The sequence below is a fragment of the Thermoleophilum album genome, from assembly GCF_028867705.1.
Lineage (GTDB): Bacteria > Actinomycetota > Thermoleophilia > Solirubrobacterales > Thermoleophilaceae > Thermoleophilum.
The window spans coordinates 1,983,622-2,002,685 of sequence record NZ_CP066171.1 but is presented as its reverse complement, the minus strand read 5'-3'; the positions used below and the strand labels follow the sequence as shown (position 1 = coordinate 2,002,685).

17 protein-coding genes are annotated in these 19,064 nt (G+C 68.7%); 8 read left to right on the top strand and 9 right to left on the bottom strand.

Annotated features, from left to right (window positions below; translation table 11 throughout):
* Positions 1-63 precede the first annotated feature (63 nt).
* Positions 64-990, top strand: a complete 927-nt coding sequence (locus JDY09_RS09340; RefSeq protein WP_274716660.1) for an ABC transporter ATP-binding protein — start codon at positions 64-66, stop codon at positions 988-990.
* A 1-nt stretch (position 991) separates the two neighbouring features.
* Positions 992-1,801, top strand: coding sequence for an ABC transporter permease (locus JDY09_RS09335; protein ID WP_274716659.1), 810 nt, complete (start codon positions 992-994; stop codon positions 1,799-1,801).
* 26 nt (positions 1,802-1,827) lie between these two features.
* Here the strand turns inward: JDY09_RS09335 and JDY09_RS09330 are convergent, their stop codons facing one another.
* From JDY09_RS09330 to JDY09_RS09315, 5 genes are all read right to left on the bottom strand, one after another.
* The gene (locus JDY09_RS09330) at positions 1,828-6,291 is read right to left on the bottom strand and encodes an Lhr family helicase (RefSeq protein WP_274716658.1); all 4,464 of its coding nucleotides are present in this window, start codon (positions 6,289-6,291) and stop codon (positions 1,828-1,830) included.
* 40 nt (positions 6,292-6,331) lie between these two features.
* Positions 6,332-7,009 carry a uracil-DNA glycosylase gene (locus tag JDY09_RS09325; protein WP_428837485.1) on the bottom strand — a complete coding sequence of 226 codons (678 nt, stop codon included), beginning with the start codon at positions 7,007-7,009 and terminating at the stop codon, positions 6,332-6,334.
* On the bottom strand, positions 6,909-8,024 hold the full coding sequence (locus tag JDY09_RS10020; RefSeq protein ID WP_428837484.1) for a restriction endonuclease: 1,116 nt from the start codon (positions 8,022-8,024) through the stop codon (positions 6,909-6,911). Before JDY09_RS10020 ends, JDY09_RS09325 begins: the two co-directional genes overlap by 101 nt.
* A 178-nt stretch (positions 8,025-8,202) precedes the next feature.
* The gene (locus JDY09_RS09320; protein WP_274716656.1) at positions 8,203-9,036 is read right to left on the bottom strand and encodes an ABC transporter permease; all 834 of its coding nucleotides are present in this window, start codon (positions 9,034-9,036) and stop codon (positions 8,203-8,205) included.
* The gene (locus tag JDY09_RS09315) at positions 9,033-9,821 is read right to left on the bottom strand and encodes an ABC transporter ATP-binding protein (RefSeq protein ID WP_274716655.1); all 789 of its coding nucleotides are present in this window, start codon (positions 9,819-9,821) and stop codon (positions 9,033-9,035) included. Before JDY09_RS09315 ends, JDY09_RS09320 begins: the two co-directional genes overlap by 4 nt.
* 179 nt (positions 9,822-10,000) lie before the next feature.
* Here JDY09_RS09315 and JDY09_RS09310 point away from each other — a divergent pair, with 179 nt between their 5' ends.
* The 6 genes from JDY09_RS09310 to sufD all read left to right on the top strand — a co-directional run bounded on the left by JDY09_RS09310 (position 10,001) and on the right by sufD (position 14,918).
* A complete protein-coding gene (locus tag JDY09_RS09310) occupies positions 10,001-10,507 on the top strand; it encodes an RrF2 family transcriptional regulator (protein ID WP_274716654.1) in 507 nt (168 codons plus the stop codon).
* A gap of 41 nt (positions 10,508-10,548) precedes the next feature.
* Positions 10,549-11,313 (top strand): Fe-S cluster assembly ATPase SufC, encoded by a 765-nt coding sequence (gene sufC, locus JDY09_RS09305; protein WP_274716653.1) that lies wholly within the window; start codon positions 10,549-10,551, stop codon positions 11,311-11,313.
* Positions 11,314-11,323: 10 nt separating this feature from the next.
* Positions 11,324-11,758, top strand: a complete 435-nt coding sequence (gene sufU / locus JDY09_RS09300; RefSeq protein ID WP_274716652.1) for a Fe-S cluster assembly sulfur transfer protein SufU — start codon at positions 11,324-11,326, stop codon at positions 11,756-11,758.
* A gap of 149 nt (positions 11,759-11,907) precedes the next feature.
* On the top strand, positions 11,908-12,225 hold the full coding sequence (locus tag JDY09_RS09295) for a Rieske (2Fe-2S) protein (RefSeq protein WP_274716651.1): 318 nt from the start codon (positions 11,908-11,910) through the stop codon (positions 12,223-12,225).
* Between the two features lie 4 nt (positions 12,226-12,229).
* Positions 12,230-13,663: a Fe-S cluster assembly protein SufB gene (sufB, locus tag JDY09_RS09290; RefSeq protein ID WP_274716650.1), complete on the top strand. Its 1,434-nt coding sequence runs from the start codon at positions 12,230-12,232 to the stop codon at positions 13,661-13,663.
* Positions 13,656-14,918 carry a Fe-S cluster assembly protein SufD gene (gene sufD, locus JDY09_RS09285; protein ID WP_274716649.1) on the top strand — a complete coding sequence of 421 codons (1,263 nt, stop codon included), beginning with the start codon at positions 13,656-13,658 and terminating at the stop codon, positions 14,916-14,918. Before sufB ends, sufD begins: the two co-directional genes overlap by 8 nt.
* A 73-nt stretch (positions 14,919-14,991) precedes the next feature.
* Here the strand turns inward: sufD and JDY09_RS09280 are convergent, their stop codons facing one another.
* The 4 genes from JDY09_RS09280 to JDY09_RS09265 form a co-directional block, all read right to left on the bottom strand.
* Complete coding sequence (locus tag JDY09_RS09280) at positions 14,992-15,876, bottom strand: oxygenase MpaB family protein (protein WP_274716648.1); 885 nt, start codon at positions 15,874-15,876, stop codon at positions 14,992-14,994.
* Between the two features lie 143 nt (positions 15,877-16,019).
* On the bottom strand, positions 16,020-17,030 hold the full coding sequence (gene rfbB / locus JDY09_RS09275) for a dTDP-glucose 4,6-dehydratase (protein ID WP_274716647.1): 1,011 nt from the start codon (positions 17,028-17,030) through the stop codon (positions 16,020-16,022).
* Positions 17,027-17,905: a dTDP-4-dehydrorhamnose reductase gene (gene rfbD / locus JDY09_RS09270; RefSeq protein WP_274716646.1), complete on the bottom strand. Its 879-nt coding sequence runs from the start codon at positions 17,903-17,905 to the stop codon at positions 17,027-17,029. Before rfbD ends, rfbB begins: the two co-directional genes overlap by 4 nt.
* Positions 17,906-17,972: 67 nt before the next feature.
* Positions 17,973-19,046: a glucose-1-phosphate thymidylyltransferase gene (locus tag JDY09_RS09265; RefSeq protein ID WP_274716645.1), complete on the bottom strand. Its 1,074-nt coding sequence runs from the start codon at positions 19,044-19,046 to the stop codon at positions 17,973-17,975.
* Positions 19,047-19,064 lie beyond the last annotated feature (18 nt).

Genomic DNA, 19,064 nt, shown 5'->3' with positions numbered 1-19,064 from the left:
TTGTGGCCGCGCATCTCGGCGGCCGAGGCCGGTGCGAGCACGATGCACGTTAGGTTGTCGCGCGTGGCGGAGGCCGGAACCGTGATCGCTGTGCGTGGCCTCGAACGCGCGTACGGCTCCGTGCAAGCGCTGCGCGGCGTCGATCTCGAGGTCCGGCGCGGCGAGGTTTTCGCCTTCCTCGGCCCCAACGGCGCGGGCAAGACGACGACTGTTGAGATCCTCGAGGGCTACCGTGCTCGCGACGGCGGCGAAGTCGCCGTGCTCGGCGAAGACCCGCAGCGCGCCGATCGCGCCTGGCGGGCGCGGATCGGGATCGTCTCGCAAGAGACGTCGCTCGACCCGTTCTTGACGGCGCTCGAGACCGTGGCGATGTTCGGTCGCTACTACCCCAATCCTGCCGATGCCAAGGAGCTGCTCGAGTGGTGCGGCATAGCCGAGCTCGCCGCGCGCCGTGTCGGGTCGCTGTCGGGCGGCGAGCGGCGGCGGCTCGATTTCGCCGTTGCTCTCGTCGGCCGACCGGAGCTTCTGTTTCTCGACGAACCGACCACCGGCTTCGACGCCGCCGCTCGCCGCGAGGCGTGGGAGCTTGTGCGCGGTCTGCGCGAGCTCGGGACCACGGTCTTTCTGACAACCCACTACCTCGACGAAGCCGAGCAGCTCGCCGACCGCGTAGCGGTGATCGTCGCCGGCCGTGTCGTCGCCGAAGGCACGCCCCGCGAGCTCGCCGCGATGAGCGAGCGCTACCGCATCTCGTTTCGGCTGCCGTCCACCGATTCGGGAGCGCGGCCGCCGCTCGACGGGCGCTGGGACGGCGGCCGCTTCGAGCTCGCGGTCCGCGACCCACGGCCGGCGCTGAAGACGCTGATCGACTGGTCGCTGGAGCGAGGGATCGAGCTCGTCGACCTCGACGTCCGTCGCCCCTCGCTCGAGGAGATCTACCTCGAGCTCGTAGGTCAGGAGGAGCTCGTGGGCCGGCAGGGAGGCGAGTGAGGTGCGCGCGCCCGCGAGCAGCGCCGCCGACGAGCGTCAGCTGCCACCGCTGCTACCGCTCGTGGTGGCACAGGCGGGGTTCGCGCTGCGTTCTTTCCGCCGCAACCCGCCGGCGGTGTTCTTCTCGGTGCTGCTGCCGCTCATCTTTCTGGTGCTGTTTAGCGCGATCTTCGGCGACGCTCGCATCGACTCGCGCGGGATCGACCTCGCCACCTATTACGTGCCGGCGATCGCCGCGCTGGCGATCGTGTCGACGACGTTCATGAACCTCGCGATCAGCGTCGTGGTGCGACGCGAGCGCGGGTTTCTCAAGCGTTTGCGCGGTACGCCGTTGCCGCCGGTGGCGTTCGTGCTCGGCGAGGTCTTGGCAGCGTGCGCCCTCGCAGTAATGATCGTCGCCGCCGTGATCGCGTTCGGCGCGGTCTTCTATGGCGTCGCCGTGCCCGGGCTGCCGCTCGTCACCGTCGCGATCGGCGTCGTTTTCGGTGCTGCCGCGTTCAGCGCGATGGGCTTGGCCCTGTCGACGGCGATCCCCAACGAGAACTCGGCTCCGGCGATCGCCAACGCCGTAGCGCTGCCACTGTATTTCGTCTCGGGCCTTTTTTTCGACACCTCGCAGGCGCCAGGCTGGCTGCGCACGATCGGCGAGGTTCTCCCTCTCGAGCACCTCTTCGAGGTGCTGCTCGGACCGTTCGAACCGGGCGCGCACGGCGTGCAGTTGCCGCTCGGCCACCTGGCGGTAGTGACCGCGTGGGGTGCCGTGGCGGTCGTAGTGGCAGCGCGGCGCTTCCGCTGGGTGCCAGCGCGCTGAGCGGTGTCGTCGGGCGGTCCGAACCGTCAGGTTCCGGCGCCCGCCACGAGCCGCTTCGGTCCCCGGCGGAAGCCGAGCTCGACAAGCATCGCCTCGAGCGGCGAGCCCGCCAGGGGCTCACCGTCGATGCGTTCGAGCGCCAGCCGCCCGCACCGCCCCTCGCTCGCAGCTTGTGCGAGCGCTTGCAGCGCGCGCACGAGCCAGGGGGCTGGAGCGCCGTCGTCGCCGAAGGGTTCGCCAGCCAGCGTCACAAGGGCGCGCCCGCCCCGTTCGACGTAGAGAGTCGGCTGTCCGTGGTCGAGCACGACGTACGCGCCCGCCACGCGTTGCGGGCGGCGACCGTCCTCGCGCTGCGGCCAAGGCAGCACCGACCCGTAGGGCTGGGCGGGATCGGTAGCGGCGATGACGAGCGGCGCCTCTTCGGGGTCGTCGCGCTGTGAGCGCAGCCGGTCGACTGCGCTCGGCAGTGCGAACTGCACGCCGCCGAGCCCTTCGACGAAGTAGCCGCGCTGGGCGATGCCGAGCACTTCGAGCTTCTGTAGTTCGCCGTAGAGGGCGGCGAAACCGCCGGGCACGCTCTCGCTGCGTGCAGTTTCGCGCGTTACGACGCCGTAGCGCTCGAGCAACAGCTCGGCGAGTGCGCGCATCCTGGGCCCGAACGCCGGCGCGCTGCGGAAAAGCGGCGCGGTCAGCGACCAGCGGCCGACGAGGTGGGGCGCGGGACCACGCCGGCGACGTGCGAAGCGCGTACCGCGCCGCACCTGGGCGCGCCGTTCGCTGCCGGCACCACGGCCAGCGCGCAGCGGCGCGAACGAGTCGTTCGTGACCTCGCCCGCCCAGACGAGTTCCCACAGCGCGGCTTCGAGCTCCTCGGCCGCGAAGCCCGACAGTTCCTCCCCGATCTCGAACCAGAACCGCGCTCCCTGCGCGAGCGCTGCGCGCAGGGCGTCGTGCACCGGTCCCTCGGGCCGCGGTCCCGCACCGGGCAGCGGCCCGAGCAGGCGCGCGTCCTCGCGAAAGAGGAACGCCACCCTGCCGCTGCGACCGAGCCGCCCGGCGCCGACCCACACCACCTCGCCGCTCGCCAGAAGCTCGTCGAGCCAGGTCGGCGAGTAGGCGCGGAGGCGGCGCGGAAAAACATCGCGCTCCCAGCTCTCGACGGCGAGTGGCAGCGCCTGGAGTGCGATCAGTTGGTCGCGCAGCGCTGCCACACCGCCGCCTGTGGGTGCGCCTGTCGCGCCCTGCCAGTTCGCCAAGAAGCGCGCGTAGGTCGCGTGCTCGACCGGCTCGAGCTCGCGTCGCAGCCGCGCCAGCGACGCCCGGCGCAAGCGGCGCAGCACCTCGGGGCAGCACCACTCGCGCTCGCTGCCGGCAGGGCGTAGCTCGCCGCGCAAGAGCTCGCCGCGGCGCTCGAGCTCGCGCAACTCCGGTGTGACGTCGACCCCGAAGCGGGCGTTGGCCTGCTCGGTCGTGAACGGACCGCGTGTGCGTGCGAAGCGCCGTACGACCCGCAGCCGAGCTTCGGGCTCGTCAGCGAGGAAGCGCTCGGGAAGCCCGGCTGGCGGCGCGCAGCCGAAGGCGTCGCGGTAGAGCCCTGCCTCGTCGGCGGCGATGATCCGCTCTTCGCCGGCGATACGCACGCGAGCGATGCGCCGTTTGCGCTCGAGCTCGGCAAGGAGCGCGCGGGGCGATACGACCCCCACGCAGCGCAGCGCGATCTCGCTCGCGGTCAGGTCGCCGACGGCGCGCAGCACGTCGATCAGCTCGTCGGCGTTGGCCGCGCGCCGGCGCTCGTGCGTGTGCTGGAGCTCGGCTTCGACCTCGGCGATAGCGTCGGCGTCGAGAAGCTCGCGCAGCTCCTCCTGTCCGAGCAGCTCGCGCAAGAGATCGCGGTCGAGAGCGAGGGCTGCGGCACGCCGTTCGGCGTTGGGCGTGTCGCCCTCGTACATGTACGTCGCGACGTAGTCGAAAAGCAGCGACGACGCGAACGGCGAAGCGCGATCGGTTTCGACCTCGACGAACGCCACCTCGCCGCTTGCGATCGAGCGCAACAGTTTCTCCAGTGCCGGTAGGTCGAGCACGTCGCGCAAGCACTCGCGGTAGGTCTCGAGCACGATCGGAAAGCGCGGATAGCGGCCCGCCACTTCGAGCAGCGACTGCGCTTTCAGTCGCTGCTGCCACAGCGGCGTTCGCCGGCCCGGACGCGTTTTCGGCAGGAGCAGCGCGCGGGCGGCGTTCTCGCGGAAGCGGGCGCCGAACAGCGCCGAGCCGCGCAGCTCGCGGACGACGAGATCCTCAAGGGCGTCGGGGTCGACGAGCGCGATCTCACCGCGCGGCGGCTCTTCGGCGTCGGGCAGGTGCAGTACGACGCCGTCGTCCGACCAGATCGCGTCGCACTCGATGCCGAGCTCGTCGCGCACCCGTGCCGAGATCGCTAGCGCCCACGCTGCGTGCACGCGCCCGCCCCAGGGGGAGAGCACGCACAACCGCCAGTCGCCGATCTCGTCCCGGAAGCGCTCGACGACCACGGCGCGGTCGGACGGCAGGGTGCCGGTCGCAGCACGTTGCTCGCGCAAGTAGGCGACGAGGTTGCGCGCCGCGCGCTCGTCGAGGTGGAAGCGGCGCGCGAGCGCGGCCGGATCGGCGTCGGCCGCTTGGCGGACGAACTCGCCGATCGCACGCCCCAGCTCGCTCGGTCGCTCGGCGCCCTCGCCGCGCCAGAAGGGAACTATCCCGGGCAGACCGGGCGCCGGCGTGACGATCACCCGATCGTGGGTGATCTCTTCGATTCGCCAGGTGGTCGCACCGAGCAGAAAGGTCTGACCGGGGCGCGCTTCGTACGCCATCTCCTCGTCGAGCTCGCCGACACGGCGCCCGTCGGGTAGGTGCACGCCGTAAAGGCCACGGTCGGGAATCGTCCCGGCGTTGACCGTCGCCAGTTGCCGGGCCCCTTTGCGAGGGCGGATCGTGTCGGCGACGCGGTCCCAGACGATCCGCGGGCGCAGCTCGGCGAACTGTTCCGAGGGGTAGCGCCCGTCGAGCATGTCGAGCACCTCGCACAGCAGCTCGCGCGAGAGCTCGGCGAACGGCCAGGCGCGACGAACGAGCGCGTGCAGCTCGGCTACCGACACCTCTTCTTCGCTGGCGGCGATCGCGACGATCTGCTGGCAGAGCACGTCGAGCGGATTGCGGGGAACGCGGATCTGTTCGATCGCACCCTCGCGCATCCGCTGGGACACCACCGTTGCTTCCAGAAGGTCGGCGCGGAACTTCGGGAACACACGCCCTTTCGAGACCTCACCCACGCCGTGACCGGCCCGCCCAACGCGTTGAAGGCCGGTGGCGACGGACTTGGGCGACTCGACCTGCACCACGAGGTCGACCGCCCCCATGTCGATGCCGAGTTCGAGCGAAGAGGTGGCAACGATGCACGGGATCTCGCCCGCCTTCAAAAGCTCCTCAACGTTGTTGCGTTCCTCGCGGGAGAGCGAGCCGTGGTGGGCGCGAGCGACCACGAGCGGCTTGCCCGCTTGTTCGGAGGCGAGCTCGTTGAGGCGCATCGCGAGCCGCTCGGCGCCGCGGCGGTTGTTCACGAAGACGATCGTCGAGCGGTGGCGCTCGACGAGCTCGAGCAGCGCCGGGTAGATCGCCGGCCAGATCGACCGCTGGATGCCGGCGCCGTCGGTGGTGGGGGCGAGCTCGGCGCCGCTGTCGGGATCGGTCATGTCCTCGACCGGTACGCAGATCTCGAGATCGAGCCGCGGCTTTTCTCCGGCGTCGAGCACGCGGCAGCTGCGTCCCGAGCCAACTAGGAAGCGGCCGACCTCCTCGAGTGGCGAGGCCGTCGCCGACAGCCCGATGCGTTGGAGCGCTCGGCCGGCCGCAGCCTCGAGACGTTCGAGCGTGATCGCCAGGTGCGCCCCGCGCTTGCTCGGGGCGAGAGCGTGCACCTCGTCGACGATCACGCACTCGCAGGTCGCGAACAGCTCGCGCGCCTGCGAGGTCAACATCAGATACAGCGACTCGGGGGTGGTGATCAGGATGTGCGGCGGGTGTCGCAACATCGCGCGCCGCTCGCGCTGCGGGGTGTCGCCGGTCCGCAAGCCGACGCGGATCGCCGCGGCCGCTTCGCCGCCCGGTCGCGCTGCGATTCCGCGCAACGGTGTGCGCAGGTTTCGCTCGACGTCGTACGAGAGCGCTTTCAGCGGCGAGACGTAAACGATGCGCACGCCCTCGCCTCGTTGCTCAGCGAGAGGGTCGGCGTCGGCGCGCGCTCGATCGTCACTGCCGAGTTCGCGCACTAGCCGGTCGATGCCGCAAAGAAAGGCGGCCAGCGTTTTGCCCGACCCGGTCGGTGCCGAGACCAGCACGTGCTCTCCCGCTGCAATCGCCGGCCAGGCGAGCTCCTGGGCGCGTGTCGGGCGCTCGAACGCTTGGCGAAACCAGTCGGCGACGGGAGCGCTCAGCACTGCCAGGGGATCGGAGCCCACCGTCCGGCGAGGGTAGCCGGGGGGAGGGCGGCCGGGACGGCTAGCGGAGCCCGGCGGTTTCGACCGCGCGAGCGAGCACCCCGTCGATCATCTCCTCGGTCAGCCGGCCGGTGAAGACGTTTTGTTGGCTGGGGTGGTAGCACCCGAGCAGGCGAAGACCCGAGGCGAGCGTCGCTTCGGCTGCGTGCGCGAAGCGCGGTTTGGGTTTGGTCGCGCTGCCGGTGAGGCGGGCGTCGGCGCGCAACACCGCATCCCAGGCGAAGCTGCCCAAAGCGACGACCGTGCGCAGCGACTGCAGCTGGGTGAGTTCGCGGCAGAGCCAGTCGAGGCAAGCATCGCGCTCTGGGGGTGTCGGTTTGTTCGCGGGTGGGGCGCAACGCACCGCCGCTGTTATGAAGCAGCCGGAGAGCTCGAGGCCGTCGCCGGGTGCGAGTGATTGCGGCTGGTTGGCGAGCCCAGCGCGGTGCAGTGCGGCGAACAGGAAGTCGCCCGAGCGGTCGCCGGTGAAGATGCGGCCGGTGCGGTTGCCGCCGTGCGCCGCCGGTGCGAGGCCAACGAGCAGAAGGCGCGCCTCGGGGTCGCCGAAGCCGGGCACCGGTCGGCCCCAGTACTGCCAGTTACGGAAGGCGGCGCGTTTCTCCTCGGCGACACGCTCGCGCCAGGCAACGAGCCGCGGGCAGCGGCGACAGTCGACGATCGCTTTCTCTAGCGCTCGCAGCTCGGCTGGCCAGCGCTCGTCGCCGAGCGCGACGGCGAGGCGCGTGCCTAGAGACGGCGGGTGTGACGCAGTATTGGTCACTCGTTTGCCTTCCTGTCGCGGCGCAGGGACGGTTTCTCGCAGGGACGGTTTCTGTGTTCAAGTGGAGTTGGCGGGGCGGATGCCACCAGGAGCCTGGGCCGTGCCGCACCATTAGGCGAGCCAGCTCGCGCCCGTCGATGAGGATGATGCGGTTCGGATTGCTGCGTGCGTATTCGCGGGCATCGGGTGTGAACTCGCCGGTTGTGATGAACACGCCTTTGCTCGCTCCGCACCCGAGCAAGGCGCCGGCGAACTGTTGCACCACGGGTCGACCGACCGACTGTCTGGTCCAGCGTTTGGCTTGGGCGTAGACGACGTCGAGTCCGAGGGGATCCTGTTTGATGGCGCCGTCGATCCCGCCGTCGCCGGACCGTCCCACGACCTGCGCAGCGTCCTCCCAGAGCGGCCGTAACCCATTGCCACGACTACATCGAGTACGACTTGCTCGAAAAATGCTGGCGAGGAGCGGGCCAGGTACTCGAGGCTCTCGCCCTCGAGCGCCGCGAGGTGGCGTTCGAACGCCTCGGCGATCGCTTCCTCGGGTGCGACCGCATCGGCACTCGCGCTCTCGGCTACGTCCTTTTAACGACGCTGCGCGGTGCCTTTGTCTCTGCTCTATCTGCGTTAGGAAGTCGACGAAACCCGGAAACTGTTTGACGAACGCCACGTCGATCCGCTCGGGCGACGTGGCAAGCACCGCTCGACCTTGCTCGGTAATGCGGAACCGGCCGCGGCCCGTCATCTCGAGGAGCCCGGCTTCCTTCATGTAGGTGCGCGCCCATGACACACGGTTGTCGAAACGCCGCTGTCCTCCGCTCCGCAGAAGCTCCTCCCGCTCCTCGTCGGTCAGTGCGAAGTGCTTGGCGAGCTCGTCGATCGCCTCGCGGATCGTGAGCTCGTGGCGCGAAGCGGCGAGTTCGAGAAGAGGGAGCATCACAGCTTGGTACTCGGGTATTGGCATCGTTCGCGGTTGCGGTCGCGGACTGCAGCGCGGGCAGACCCCTAACCGAGCCCGTAGTTGTGACAGCGCCCAAGCCCGCGGAGCGCGAGCGGTGGTGGGTGCGCTTACTCCAGCGGGGCGGTCGGCCGCTCGAACCCCTCCGCACCTGCGCCTAGGCCTTCAGCTTCCGCCCGCTCGCGAACAACCACTGCGCCCAGGCGTACAACGGCAGCGCCAGCGCGGCGCAGATCGCGAGCGACAGCGCCACCGACACGTCGGAGTGGCCGAGGAAGCCGTAGCGGAAAGCGTTGATTAGAAAGAACAGGGGATTGACGTGCGAGACCTCTTGCCACGGCGAAGGCAGCACCGACACCGAGTAGAAGGTGCCGCCGACGAAAGCGAGCGGCGCGATGACGATGTTCTGGATGAACGCCGTGTGGTCCCAGCTTTGGGCGTAGATCCCGGCGATAAGACCGAGCGCCGAAAACGCGAGTAGACCGAGTGCACAGGCGCAGGCCAGAACCAGAGGATGGGCCACACCCACTCCGGTGAGCGGTGCCGCCACCGCGACCAGCAGAGCGCCGATCAAAAGCGCCCTGCAGATCCCGCCGACGAGGAATCCGATCGTCATCTGCCACGGGCGCATTGGCGCCGACAGCACGTCGTGGATGTAGCGGTCGAAGCGTGCCTGGAAGATGGTCGCGGAGTTGTTCGAGTACGCCGCCTGCACCATCGACATTGCGACCAGGCCAGGCACGATGAACTGGTCGTAGGGGATTCCGTCGATGCCACGGATCCGGCCCGATAGCGAGAGCCCGAAGACGAGGATGAACAGCGCCGACGAGACGACCGGCGCAAGGATCGTCTGCGTGTAGACCTTGCTGAAGCGAAGGATCTCGCGGCGCGCCAGCCAGAGCATGCCGCGCATGCCGTCGGGCTCCGACCGTCGCGCGATGCGATCGGCGGTGGCCTGCGCCGGCGCGGTCTGTGTGGCTTGCGCTCTCACGCCGCCGCGCCGACGCCCATCGCTTTCACGTACACCTCGGCGAGGGACTCTGCTTCGTAGCGGGCGCGCAAGCCGTCGGCGCTGTCGCGGGCGAGCAGCTTGCCGTCGCGGATCAACGCGATCTCGTCGCAGAGCTCCTCGGCCTCCTCGAGATAGTGCGTGGTGAGCAGGATCGTCGTCCCGTCTGCGTGCAACTTGCGGATGTAGCGCCAGAGCTCGATCCGCAGCTCGAAGTCGACCCCCGCCGTCGGCTCGTCGAGGATCACGAGCCGCGGTCGGTGCATCAGCGCACGCGCCAGCTGCAAGCGCCGTTTCTGGCCGCCCGACAGCCGCGGTGCTCGCACGTCGGCCTTCGTTTCGAGGTCGAAGGCGCGGATCATCTCTTCCGCGCGCTCCTCCGCCTCGGCCTTCGACATGCCGAAGTAGCCGCCGTGGTAGACGAGCGTTTCGCGCACCGTAAGGAAGCGGTCGAGGTTGATGTCCTGTTCGGCGAGCCCCACCCAGGAGCGCGCACGCAGCGAGTCGGCCGGCTCGCCGAAAACGCGTACCTCGCCAGCGGTGATACGGATCAGGTTGCAGACGGCGCTGATCAGCGTCGTCTTGCCCGCTCCATTCGGTCCAAGCAGGCCGAAGAAGGCGCCGTCGGGAATCTCGAGGTCGAAGTCGCGCAGAGCGACGGTACCGTCGTCGTACCGTTTCGTGAGGCCGCGTAGCTCGAGCGCCGGCGGGGCGCCGGTGCGCCCGTCACGGGCGTCGAGGTCGGGGTGAGATGCGGGCGCGGCCACGATCGGCGAGCTTACTCACGTTCGGTAAGAGTCCCGCACACCCTCGGGCACGGCCGGCTCGTGCTGCAGCCAGCTGTGGCCGCGACGTGCGCCGCGCGCGGGCAGGTGCAGCCCACCCCCGGCAGTTATTTCAGCCCACACCCGGCCGTTATTTGCTACTCCGCTGGTAGGATTTCGGCGTGATCTTCTCGGCGAGGGCTGAATACGGCGTTCGCTTGATGGTCGAGCTGGGGCGGGCAAAACCCGGCCATCCCGTGTCGCTCAAAGCGATCGCCGACGCCGAGCGGTTACCGCTGTCCTATCTTGAGCACGTGGTCGCGCGGCTCAAGCGCGCCGGTCTAGTGCGCAGCGTACGCGGCGCGTACGGCGGCTACACGCTCGCGCGGCCGGCAGAGGCGATCACCATGGACGAGGTGGTCGCCGCGCTTGAGGGCGCGATCGCGCCGATGGAGTGCTTCGTCTCGGTGCGTCCCGACCGCGTCGCCTGCTCGCACGAAGCCGACCGGGGCCGTACCTGCGCTACCAAGCTGCTGTGGACGCGCGTGCAGGGCGGCATCACGCGCGCACTTCAGCAAACCACCCTCGCCGAGCTGGTGGCCTTCGCCGAGCACGGTCCGCGTACCGACGGTGCGCACGCCGGCGAGGCAGCCAAACAGTCGTCGACGGAGGCGCCGGTCGTCGCGTGACCGCGCCCCCGCCACCACCCCGAGCACAAGCGGAGAAGCCGATGGCAGATCTAGAGATCAGAAACCTGCACGTACGCGCCGAGGACAAGGAGATCCTGCGCGGTGTCGACCTCGCCGTAAACAAGGGAGAGATCCACGCCTTGATGGGCCCCAACGGCTCGGGTAAGTCGACCCTCGCCAACGTGATCATGGGCCGTCCCGACCTCGAGGTCACCGAGGGGCAGATCATCTTCAAGGGCGAGGACATCACCGAGGCCGACCCCGACGAGCGCGCCCGCATGGGCTTGTTCATGGCTTTCCAGTACCCGGTCGCCGTTCCGGGCGTGACGGTCTCGAAGTATTTACGCACCGTCCTCAACGCCCACCGCGAGGCGCGCGGCGAGGAGCCCATCTCGCTCAAAGAGTTCCGCCAAACCGTGCAAGCGGCGATGGAGCTCATGCAGGTGCCGCGCGACTTCGTGAACCGCTACCTCAACGACGGCTTCTCGGGCGGCGAGAAGAAGCGCATGGAGGTGCTGCAGCTAGCGCTCCTGCGCCCCGAGATCGCGATCCTCGACGAGACCGACTCGGGCCTTGACATCGACGCTCTGCGGATCGTGGCCGACGGTGTCAACTCGGTCGCCGGCCCCGAGATGGGCGTGCTGATCATCACGCACTACCAGCGCATCCTCCACCTTGTGAAGCCGCAGTTCGTGCACGTCCTCTACCAGGGCAAGATCGTCAAAGAGGGCGGCCCCGAGCTCGTCGCCGAGCTCGAGCAGAAGGGGTACGGCTGGATCCGCGAGGAGGTCGAGGCGGCCGCCTGAGCCCGTCGCGATGGACGACCTCTACCGCGAGCAGATCATCGAGCACTACAAGCACCCCCGCAACTGGGGGACGCTCGAGCCCTGCGATCTCGAGTTCGAGGACTCGAACCCGCTCTGCGGCGACGAGCTCAAGGTGCAGATGCGCCTCGACGACGCTGGCCGCGTCAGCGACGTGCGCTTCCAAGGTCACGGCTGCGCGATCAGCCAGGCAGCGGCGTCGATGCTCTCCGAGGAGCTCGTCGGTAAGACGGTCGACGAGCTCCTCGAGCTGCGTCGCGACGACGTGCTCGATCTGCTCGGCATCGACATCTCGGCGACACGTATGAAGTGCGCGCTGCTCTCGCTCAAGGTGGTGAAGAGCGCCGCGCTCGGCAAAGCGGCGGAGTGGGAGGAGGGCACGCCGGAGTCGGCACCGGTACCGCCCGCTGCTCGCAACGCCCTGTGAGGGGGGCGTTCGGCCGCGGCTCACGACAGGTACGTGCCTTCCGGGCGCCGGCCCGCGACAGATCCGCGCTACACTTCGAGCCCAATTCCGATCTTCACGGTCGGAGTTAGCAACGCACCGCACCAACCCGCGCCCGAAGCGAATCGTCCATGCCTGAACTGGTCGAAGTCTGCCCACTTTCGGAACTTCCGCCCGGAGAGCGGAGGATCGTCAGCCACGGCGATCTTGAGATCGGCGTGTTCAACTGCGGCGAGCGCATCTTTGCGATCGAGGACCGCTGCTCCCACGACGACGGACCACTCGCCGAGGGGCGCTTCGACCCAGAGCGCTGCACCGTCGAGTGCCCGCGTCACGGCGCGCTTTTCGAGCTCGCGAGCGGCCGCCCACTGACGCTGCCGGCCTACGAGCCGGTCGAGACGTTTCCGGTCGTGATCGAGGACGGCGTCATCAAGCTGGAGGTCTCCTAACGCCATGCCGACCACCGAGCAGCTGAAAGAGCAGGAAGAGCTTCGGCGGATAAACGCCGACTACGCCGAGCGCTTCGGCTTCCACGACCCCGAGCGCTATCTGATCAAGTCGCCGAAGGGGCTGTCGCGCGAGATCGTCGAGCAGATCTCCGATTACAAGCAGGAGCCCCAGTGGATGCGCGAGTTCCGGCTCAAGGCGCTCGAGCACTTCCTCGAGCGCCCACAGCCGACGTGGGGCTCACCGCTGCTCCAAGAGGTCAACTACGACGACATCCACTACTTCGTGCGTGCCGCCGAGAAGCCGGCGCGCTCGTGGGACGAAGTTCCCGAAGAGATCAAGCGCACATTCGACCGGCTGGGCATCCCCGAGGCCGAGCGCAAGTTCCTGGCAGGTGTCGGTGCACAGTACGAGTCCGAGGTCGTCTACCACCAGGTCCGCGAGGACCTCGAACGCCAGGGCGTGATCTTCCTCGACATGGACTCCGGCCTGCGCGAGCACGAGGACCTGGTGCGGGAGTACTTCGCGACGGTCATCCCGCCCAACGACAACAAGCTCGCGGCGCTCAACTCGGCGGTGTGGTCGGGCGGCTCGTTCGTCTACGTGCCGCCCGGCGTCAAGGTCGAGATGCCGCTTCAGGCCTACTTCCGCATCAACGCGCAGGCCGTTGGCCAGTTCGAGCGCACGCTGATCATCGCCGATGAGGGCTCCTACGTGCACTACGTCGAGGGCTGCACGGCGCCGATCTACTCGACCGACTCGCTGCACGCCGCGGTCGTCGAGCTGATCGCCAAGCCGGGCGCGCGCATCCGCTACACCACGGTCCAGAACTGGTCGACGAACGTCTTCAACCTCGTCACCAAGCGCGCGGTCGCCTACGAGGAAGCGACCGTCGAGTGGGTCGACTGCAACCTCGGGTCGAAACTGACGATGAAGTACCCGAGCGTCTACCTGCTCGGCCGCCGCGCCCACGGCGAGATCCTTTCGATCGCTTTCGCCGGCCGCGGCCAGCACCAGGACGCCGGCGGCAAGATCATCCACGCCGCGCCCGAGACGACGTCGAACATCTTCTCGAAGTCGATCTCCAAGGACGGCGGGCGGGCTAGCTACCGCGGTCTGCTCGAGATCGCCAAGGGCGCACGCGGATCGCGCTCGAAGGTCGTCTGCGACGCACTCCTGCTCGACGAGCACTCGCGCTCCGACACCTACCCGACGATCCGCATCAAGGAAGACGAGGTCGACGTCGGCCACGAGGCGACGGTCTCTAAGGTCGGCGAAGAGCAGCTCTTCTACCTGATGGCCCACGGCATTCCCGAAGAGGAAGCCTCGAAGGTCATCGTCAACGGCTTCATCGAGCCGATCGTCAAGGAGCTGCCGATGGAGTACGCGGTCGAAATGAACCGCCTCATCGAGCTCCAGATGGAGGGTTCGATTGGCTAGCGCACAGACGGCTCGGGGAACCGAGCCGACGTGGCTCTCGGATCGGCGCGAGCGCGCCGCTGCCGAAGCCGCGCGGCTACCGCTACCCGACACAAAAACCCAGGGCTGGGAGTTCACCGACATCTCCGGCCTCGACTTCGAGCGCTACGCGATCGCAGCCTCCGGTGACAGTGCGGCAGAGCTGCCCGAGCCGCTCTTCACCGATCTCGATCCGGCGCTCGAACTCGCGTTCGCGGACGGCACCGTGCGAGCGGCTGGGGGCGAGCGGGACGGTGCGCTCGTTCTGCCACTCGCCGCAGCGCTCGAGCGTTCCGGCGAAGTCGTCGAGCGGCACCTTGGGTCGGTCGTCTCGCTCGACGATCCGTTCGTCGCTCGCAATGAGGTCGCCTGGCAGGCTGGCGCGCTCGTCTACGTGCCTCGGGGTGTGCGTGTAGAGCAGCCGCTGGTGGTACGAGCGGGTCTATCGCAGGATGGCCTGCAGCTGCCCTGGCGCATGCTCGTCGTGCTCGAGGAGGGTGCCGAGGCGACGTTGTTTGAGGAGTACCTCGGCCCTGGCGACACGGTCGACGCGCTGCTCAACAGCGTCGTCGAGATCGTCGTCGGCGAAGGCGCCAACCTCACCTACATCTGCGGACAGCGCCTTTCGGAAGGCTCCTGGGGCTTCGCTAGCCAGCGTGCCCACGTCGCCCGCGATGGCCGCCTCGACTGGGTCGTGCTCGGGTTCGGTGGTGCCAACGGCAAGTTCCGCACCGAGACCAAGCTCGCCGGCGAGAACTCGTGGGCGCGCGTCACCGGCGCCTACGCCGGCCGCGGCCGCCAGCACCTCGACTTCGACACGACGCAGGAACACGCCAGCCCGCACACCACGTCGGACCTCGCGTTCCGAGGCTTGCTCGCCGACCGCGCGACCGCTGTCTGGCGGGGCATGATCCGCGTCGATCCGGGGGCGCAGCGGACGGACGCCTTCCAAGAGTCGCGCAACCTGCTGCTTTCGCGCAACGCTCACGCCGACGCCATCCCCGGGCTCGAGATCGAGGCCAACGACGTCCGTTGCACGCACGCGGCGGCGGTGGCGCAGATCGACCGCGAGCAGCTCTTCTACCTGCGCGCTCACGGTGTCCCCGAGCAGGCCGCGCGCCGACTGGTGATCGAAGGGTTCCTGCAGGAACTGGTCGAACGCTTCCCCGAGGGCACGGTGCACGACACCCTCTCGACGGCGCTCGACCGTCGCCTGGTAGAGATCCTCGGCGCTTAGGCGGCGGCTGCCGGCCTGCGCCCCCCAGCCGGCCTATGCCCCGTAGGTCGGGTACAGGTCACCGCCGGCGCGGTCACGCCACTGGCATCAGCTGGGCGGTAGCTTCGCCGCGGGCGATCCGCTGACGCTCGGTGCGGGCGACCAGCGCGTAGGCGTCGTTGCAGCGCCCGCGGACGAACGGGCGGGGAGCTACGCGTCGCGTAGCCCGCAGCAGCGCGACAGCCGTGGTAAACGCCGCGTGCTCGCGGCGGCCGTAGCTCAGGCCGTAGAGCTCGCGCACGCGCACCGGCAGGCTGCCGAGGATGAGCGCGTCGTGCAGCCGTTTGGCGACGGCAAGGCCGCGCGGCAACGGCAGCTCGAAGGCGCTGATCAGGCCAGCGTGGCGCGCCTCCGGAGTGAGGTAAACGACGTCGCTTGCGATGCGCCCGTCGAACCAGGCGCGGAACTCGCGCCACGATCGCGGCGCGACGTCGCGCGGCATGCCGAAAAGCTCACCGAAGCGAACGTAGTCGCGCCACAGCGCGTCGCGTTCGTCGTCGTCGAGGGGCCGCACCAGCAGTTCGAAAAAGCACACCGCCGAATCGCACGTTACGGCTACGGTCCAGAGCATCAGCTCGGGGTCAAAAGCCGAATACGGGGTGCCGGCAGGGTAGGGGCCGGCGTCGCGCGGCAGCGTCCCGCGCACCCGCTCGTGCATCGCGTGCACCCGCTCGAGCACGCGGTCGGCCTCGGCGCGCGTGCCGAAGAAGATTGTTTCGAACGCGGTAGCGGTGTGCGCTAGCCGTTGAAACGGCGCGTCACGCCCGCGCGTGTGTAGCGCGGTGCCGATGAAGTTGCGCGGGTCGAGCGCGCCGATACACAGCGCCCGCTGCCCGTAGTGGAGACCAACAAGGCGCTCCTCGTGAACGCGGCGAAGAACCGACCGCTCGCGCGGGAAGTATCCCTCGTCGACCGGCACTGCGTTACAAGCCTACGCCGGCCGTAACAGAGATGCAAGGGCGCGCGGTGACGAAATGGTGCTGGCGGCACCGGTTACAGAAACTGCTGCCGGCGGACCCGGTGACAGAAAGTTGTGTTCGCGAACCCGTGTACGACGCGGTGCTAGGCGCCGGCGGCGCTTCCGAGCGGCCGTCCGTAGTGGCGTTCGTAGTACTCGCGGTACTCGCCGCTGCGGATCGGCTCCCACCACCAGCGGTTCTCGCGGTACCAGTCGACCGTGCGCGCGATGCCTTCGTCGAAGCGAACGCGTGGCTCCCAGCCGAGCTCGGTGCGGATCTTCTCGGACGATAGCGAGTAGCGGCGGTCGTGGCCGGGACGGTCGCGGATGTGCTCGATCAGCGACTCGTCGCGCCCCGTCAGCTCGAGAATACGCCGCACGACCGCCAGGTTCTCGCACTCGTCGGGACCGCCGACGTTGTACGCCTCGCCTGGCCGTCCCTTGTGCAACGCCAGATCGATGGCGCGACAAAAGTCCTCCACATAGAGCCAGTTGCGCACCTGGCGGCCGTCGCCGTAGACCGGGATCGGGTCGCCGTGGAGAGCGTTCAGGATCGTCAGGGGGATCAGCTTCTCGGGGTGTTGGCGCGGACCGTAGTTGTTCGACCCGCGGCAGATGACGGCGTCGATCCCGTAGGTGGTCACGTGTGCCGACACGAGAAGATCGCCGGCGGCCTTGGTGGCCGAGTAGGGGGAGCTTGGATCGAGCGGCGACTGCTCGGTGAACGACCCTTCGAGGATCGAGCCGTAAACCTCATCGGTTGAGACCTGCAGGTAGCGCTCCACGCCCAGCTCGCGCACGGCGTCGAGGAGCACCGCGGTGCCGATCACATGCGTGCGGCAGAAGTCGTACTGCGCCTTGATCGAGCGGTCGACGTGCGACTCGGCGGCGAAGTTGACGACCGCGTCGCAGCCTTCCATGACCTCGCGCACGATCTGGGGATCGTCGATCGAACCGACGACCAGCTCGCAATCGACGCCCTCGAGGTTTTCGCGGCGCCCGGCGTAGGTGAGCTTGTCGAGCACGACAATCTCGTCGTCGGGACGCAGTTCGCGCACCGTGCGCACGTACTGCGAGCCGATAAATCCGCAAGCTCCGGTTACGAGCAGTCTCATCCGGTCGCTACCTCCGGGGGCACTGTGTCGGGGTCGGGTGAAGTGACGAGCCACCCACGCTCAGCCAGGTAAGCGCGCAAGCCCACGCGCCAGTGGTCGAGCCGTGGCGTCTGCTCGCGAGTCGCCCGCAGCACCGAGTTCGCGGGGCGCGGTGCCGGGCGCGGGAACTGCTCGGTGGTGCAGGGCTCGACATTGCAAGCCACGCCGGCCAGGCGCACCGCTTCGCTGGCGAACTCGAACCAGGAGCACGCACCGCCCCCGGCGACGTGGTGGACGCCGCGGGCGGGCGCCTCGAGCAGCTGCGCGATCGCTCGTGCCAGGTGACGGGTGTAGGTCGGGCAGCCGATCTGGTCGTGCACGACCTGCAGCTTCTCGCGCTCGCGGGCGAGCGTCAGGATGGTGTCGACGAAGTTGCGGCCGTAGGGACCGAACAGCCAGGAAGTGCGGACGATCAGGTGGTTGTCGTTGGCCTCCGTGACGGCTTGCTCGCCGGCTAGTTTCGACCGGCCGTACGCCGAGATCGGTCCGGTGGCATCGTCCTCGACGTACGGCGATCCCTTGCTGCCGTCGAAGACGTAGTCGGAGGAGATGTAGACGATCCCGGCGCCGACCTCGGCAGCTGCCCGTGCCACGATGCCGGCTCCCTCTCCGTTCACGCGCAACGCTTCTTCCGGTTCGGCTTCTGCGCCGTCGACATTGGTGTAGGCGGCGCAGTGCACGACCCAGTGGGGGCGCTCACGGGCCAAAACAGCGCGCGCTTGCCGCTCGTCGCAGATGTCGAGTTCTTGGCGGGTTGCGCCGACCGCGCCTGGTATCTCCTCAAGCACGACGCGGCCGAGCATGCCGCCGGCTCCGGTGACCAGGACGCGGCTCACTGCACCCTCCCGCCGTAACAGGTGGTCTCGCCGCCGCGGCGGCAGCTGGCTGGATTAGGACGCATCTCTAGAGGATGGCAATCTCGGCGTTGTCGCCGACGACGAAGCGGAACGCGCGCGGCACACGCGGACCGCGACCGATCTTCACGTTGTGGCCGATCAAGCTCGCTTCGACACGCTGATCGAGCTCGCGGATCTCGGAGCCTGTCATGACGATCGAGTGCTCGAGCTCGGCCCGCTCGATCGTTACGCCATCGCCGATCGCCGTGTACGGACCGATGTAGGCGTCGACGATGCGTGCCCCCTCGCCGATGATCGCGGGGCCTCGCACCGTCGAGCGCTCGACGAGAGCGCCCTTCTCGATCCGCACGCGACCCTCGACGCGGGAATCGACGACCTCGCCTTCGCAGGCCGGTTCTAGATCGTCGAGGATCAAGCGGTTCGCCTCGAGCATGTCCTGCACCTGGCCGGTGTCCTTCCACCAGCCGTGGACGACGTGCGGGTCGACGCGCAAGCCGCGGTCGAGCAAGCGTTGCAGAGCGTCGGTGATCTCGAGCTCGCCGCGCCACGACGGCTCGATCTCGCGCGCCGCCTCGAAGATCGCGGGCGTGAACATATAGACGCCCACCAGCGCAAGGTTCGTGGGGGGGTCTTTGGGCTTTTCGACCAGCCGCACCACGCGACCGTCGCTCACCTCGGCGACGCCATAGTGCTGGGGATCGGGGACGGGGGTGAGGAGGATTAGTGCGTCCGGTCGCTCGCGTTCGAAGGTCGCGACGAGCTCGGTGATTCCATCACGCAGCAAGTTGTCGCCGAGGTACATAACGAACGAGCTGTCGCCGAGAAACTCCTCGGCGCAGAGGACGGCGTGCGCGAGACCGCGCGGCGCGTCCTGCTCGATGTAGGTGATCGCGAGCCCGAAGCGCGACCCGTCGCCGGCGGCGGCGCGGATCTCGCCCCCGGTCTCGGGCGCGATGATGATTCCGACCTCGCGGATACCGGCCGCCGCCATCGCCTCGAGCCCGTAGAAGAGCACCGGCTTGTTAGCGACCGGAACGAGCTGTTTGGCGCGCGTATGGGTGATCGGCCGCAGGCGGGTTCCTTTGCCGCCTGACAGGATCAGTCCTTTGAGTTCCGACACGTTCGCTCGGGGGCTTCG

What these genes read in the sequence shown, in the direction of transcription:
- JDY09_RS10020 (WP_428837484.1), bottom strand. Translation starts at nt 8,024, where the DNA reads ATGCTCCCTCTTCTCGAACTCGCCGCTTCGCGCCACGAGCTCACGATC.
- sufC (WP_274716653.1), top strand. Translation starts at nt 10,549, where the DNA reads ATGGCAGATCTAGAGATCAGAAACCTGCACGTACGCGCCGAGGACAAG.
- sufU (WP_274716652.1), top strand. Translation starts at nt 11,324, where the DNA reads ATGGACGACCTCTACCGCGAGCAGATCATCGAGCACTACAAGCACCCC.
- JDY09_RS09295 (WP_274716651.1), top strand. Translation starts at nt 11,908, where the DNA reads ATGCCTGAACTGGTCGAAGTCTGCCCACTTTCGGAACTTCCGCCCGGA.
- sufB (WP_274716650.1), top strand. Translation starts at nt 12,230, where the DNA reads ATGCCGACCACCGAGCAGCTGAAAGAGCAGGAAGAGCTTCGGCGGATA.
- rfbB (WP_274716647.1), bottom strand. Translation starts at nt 17,030, where the DNA reads ATGAGACTGCTCGTAACCGGAGCTTGCGGATTTATCGGCTCGCAGTAC.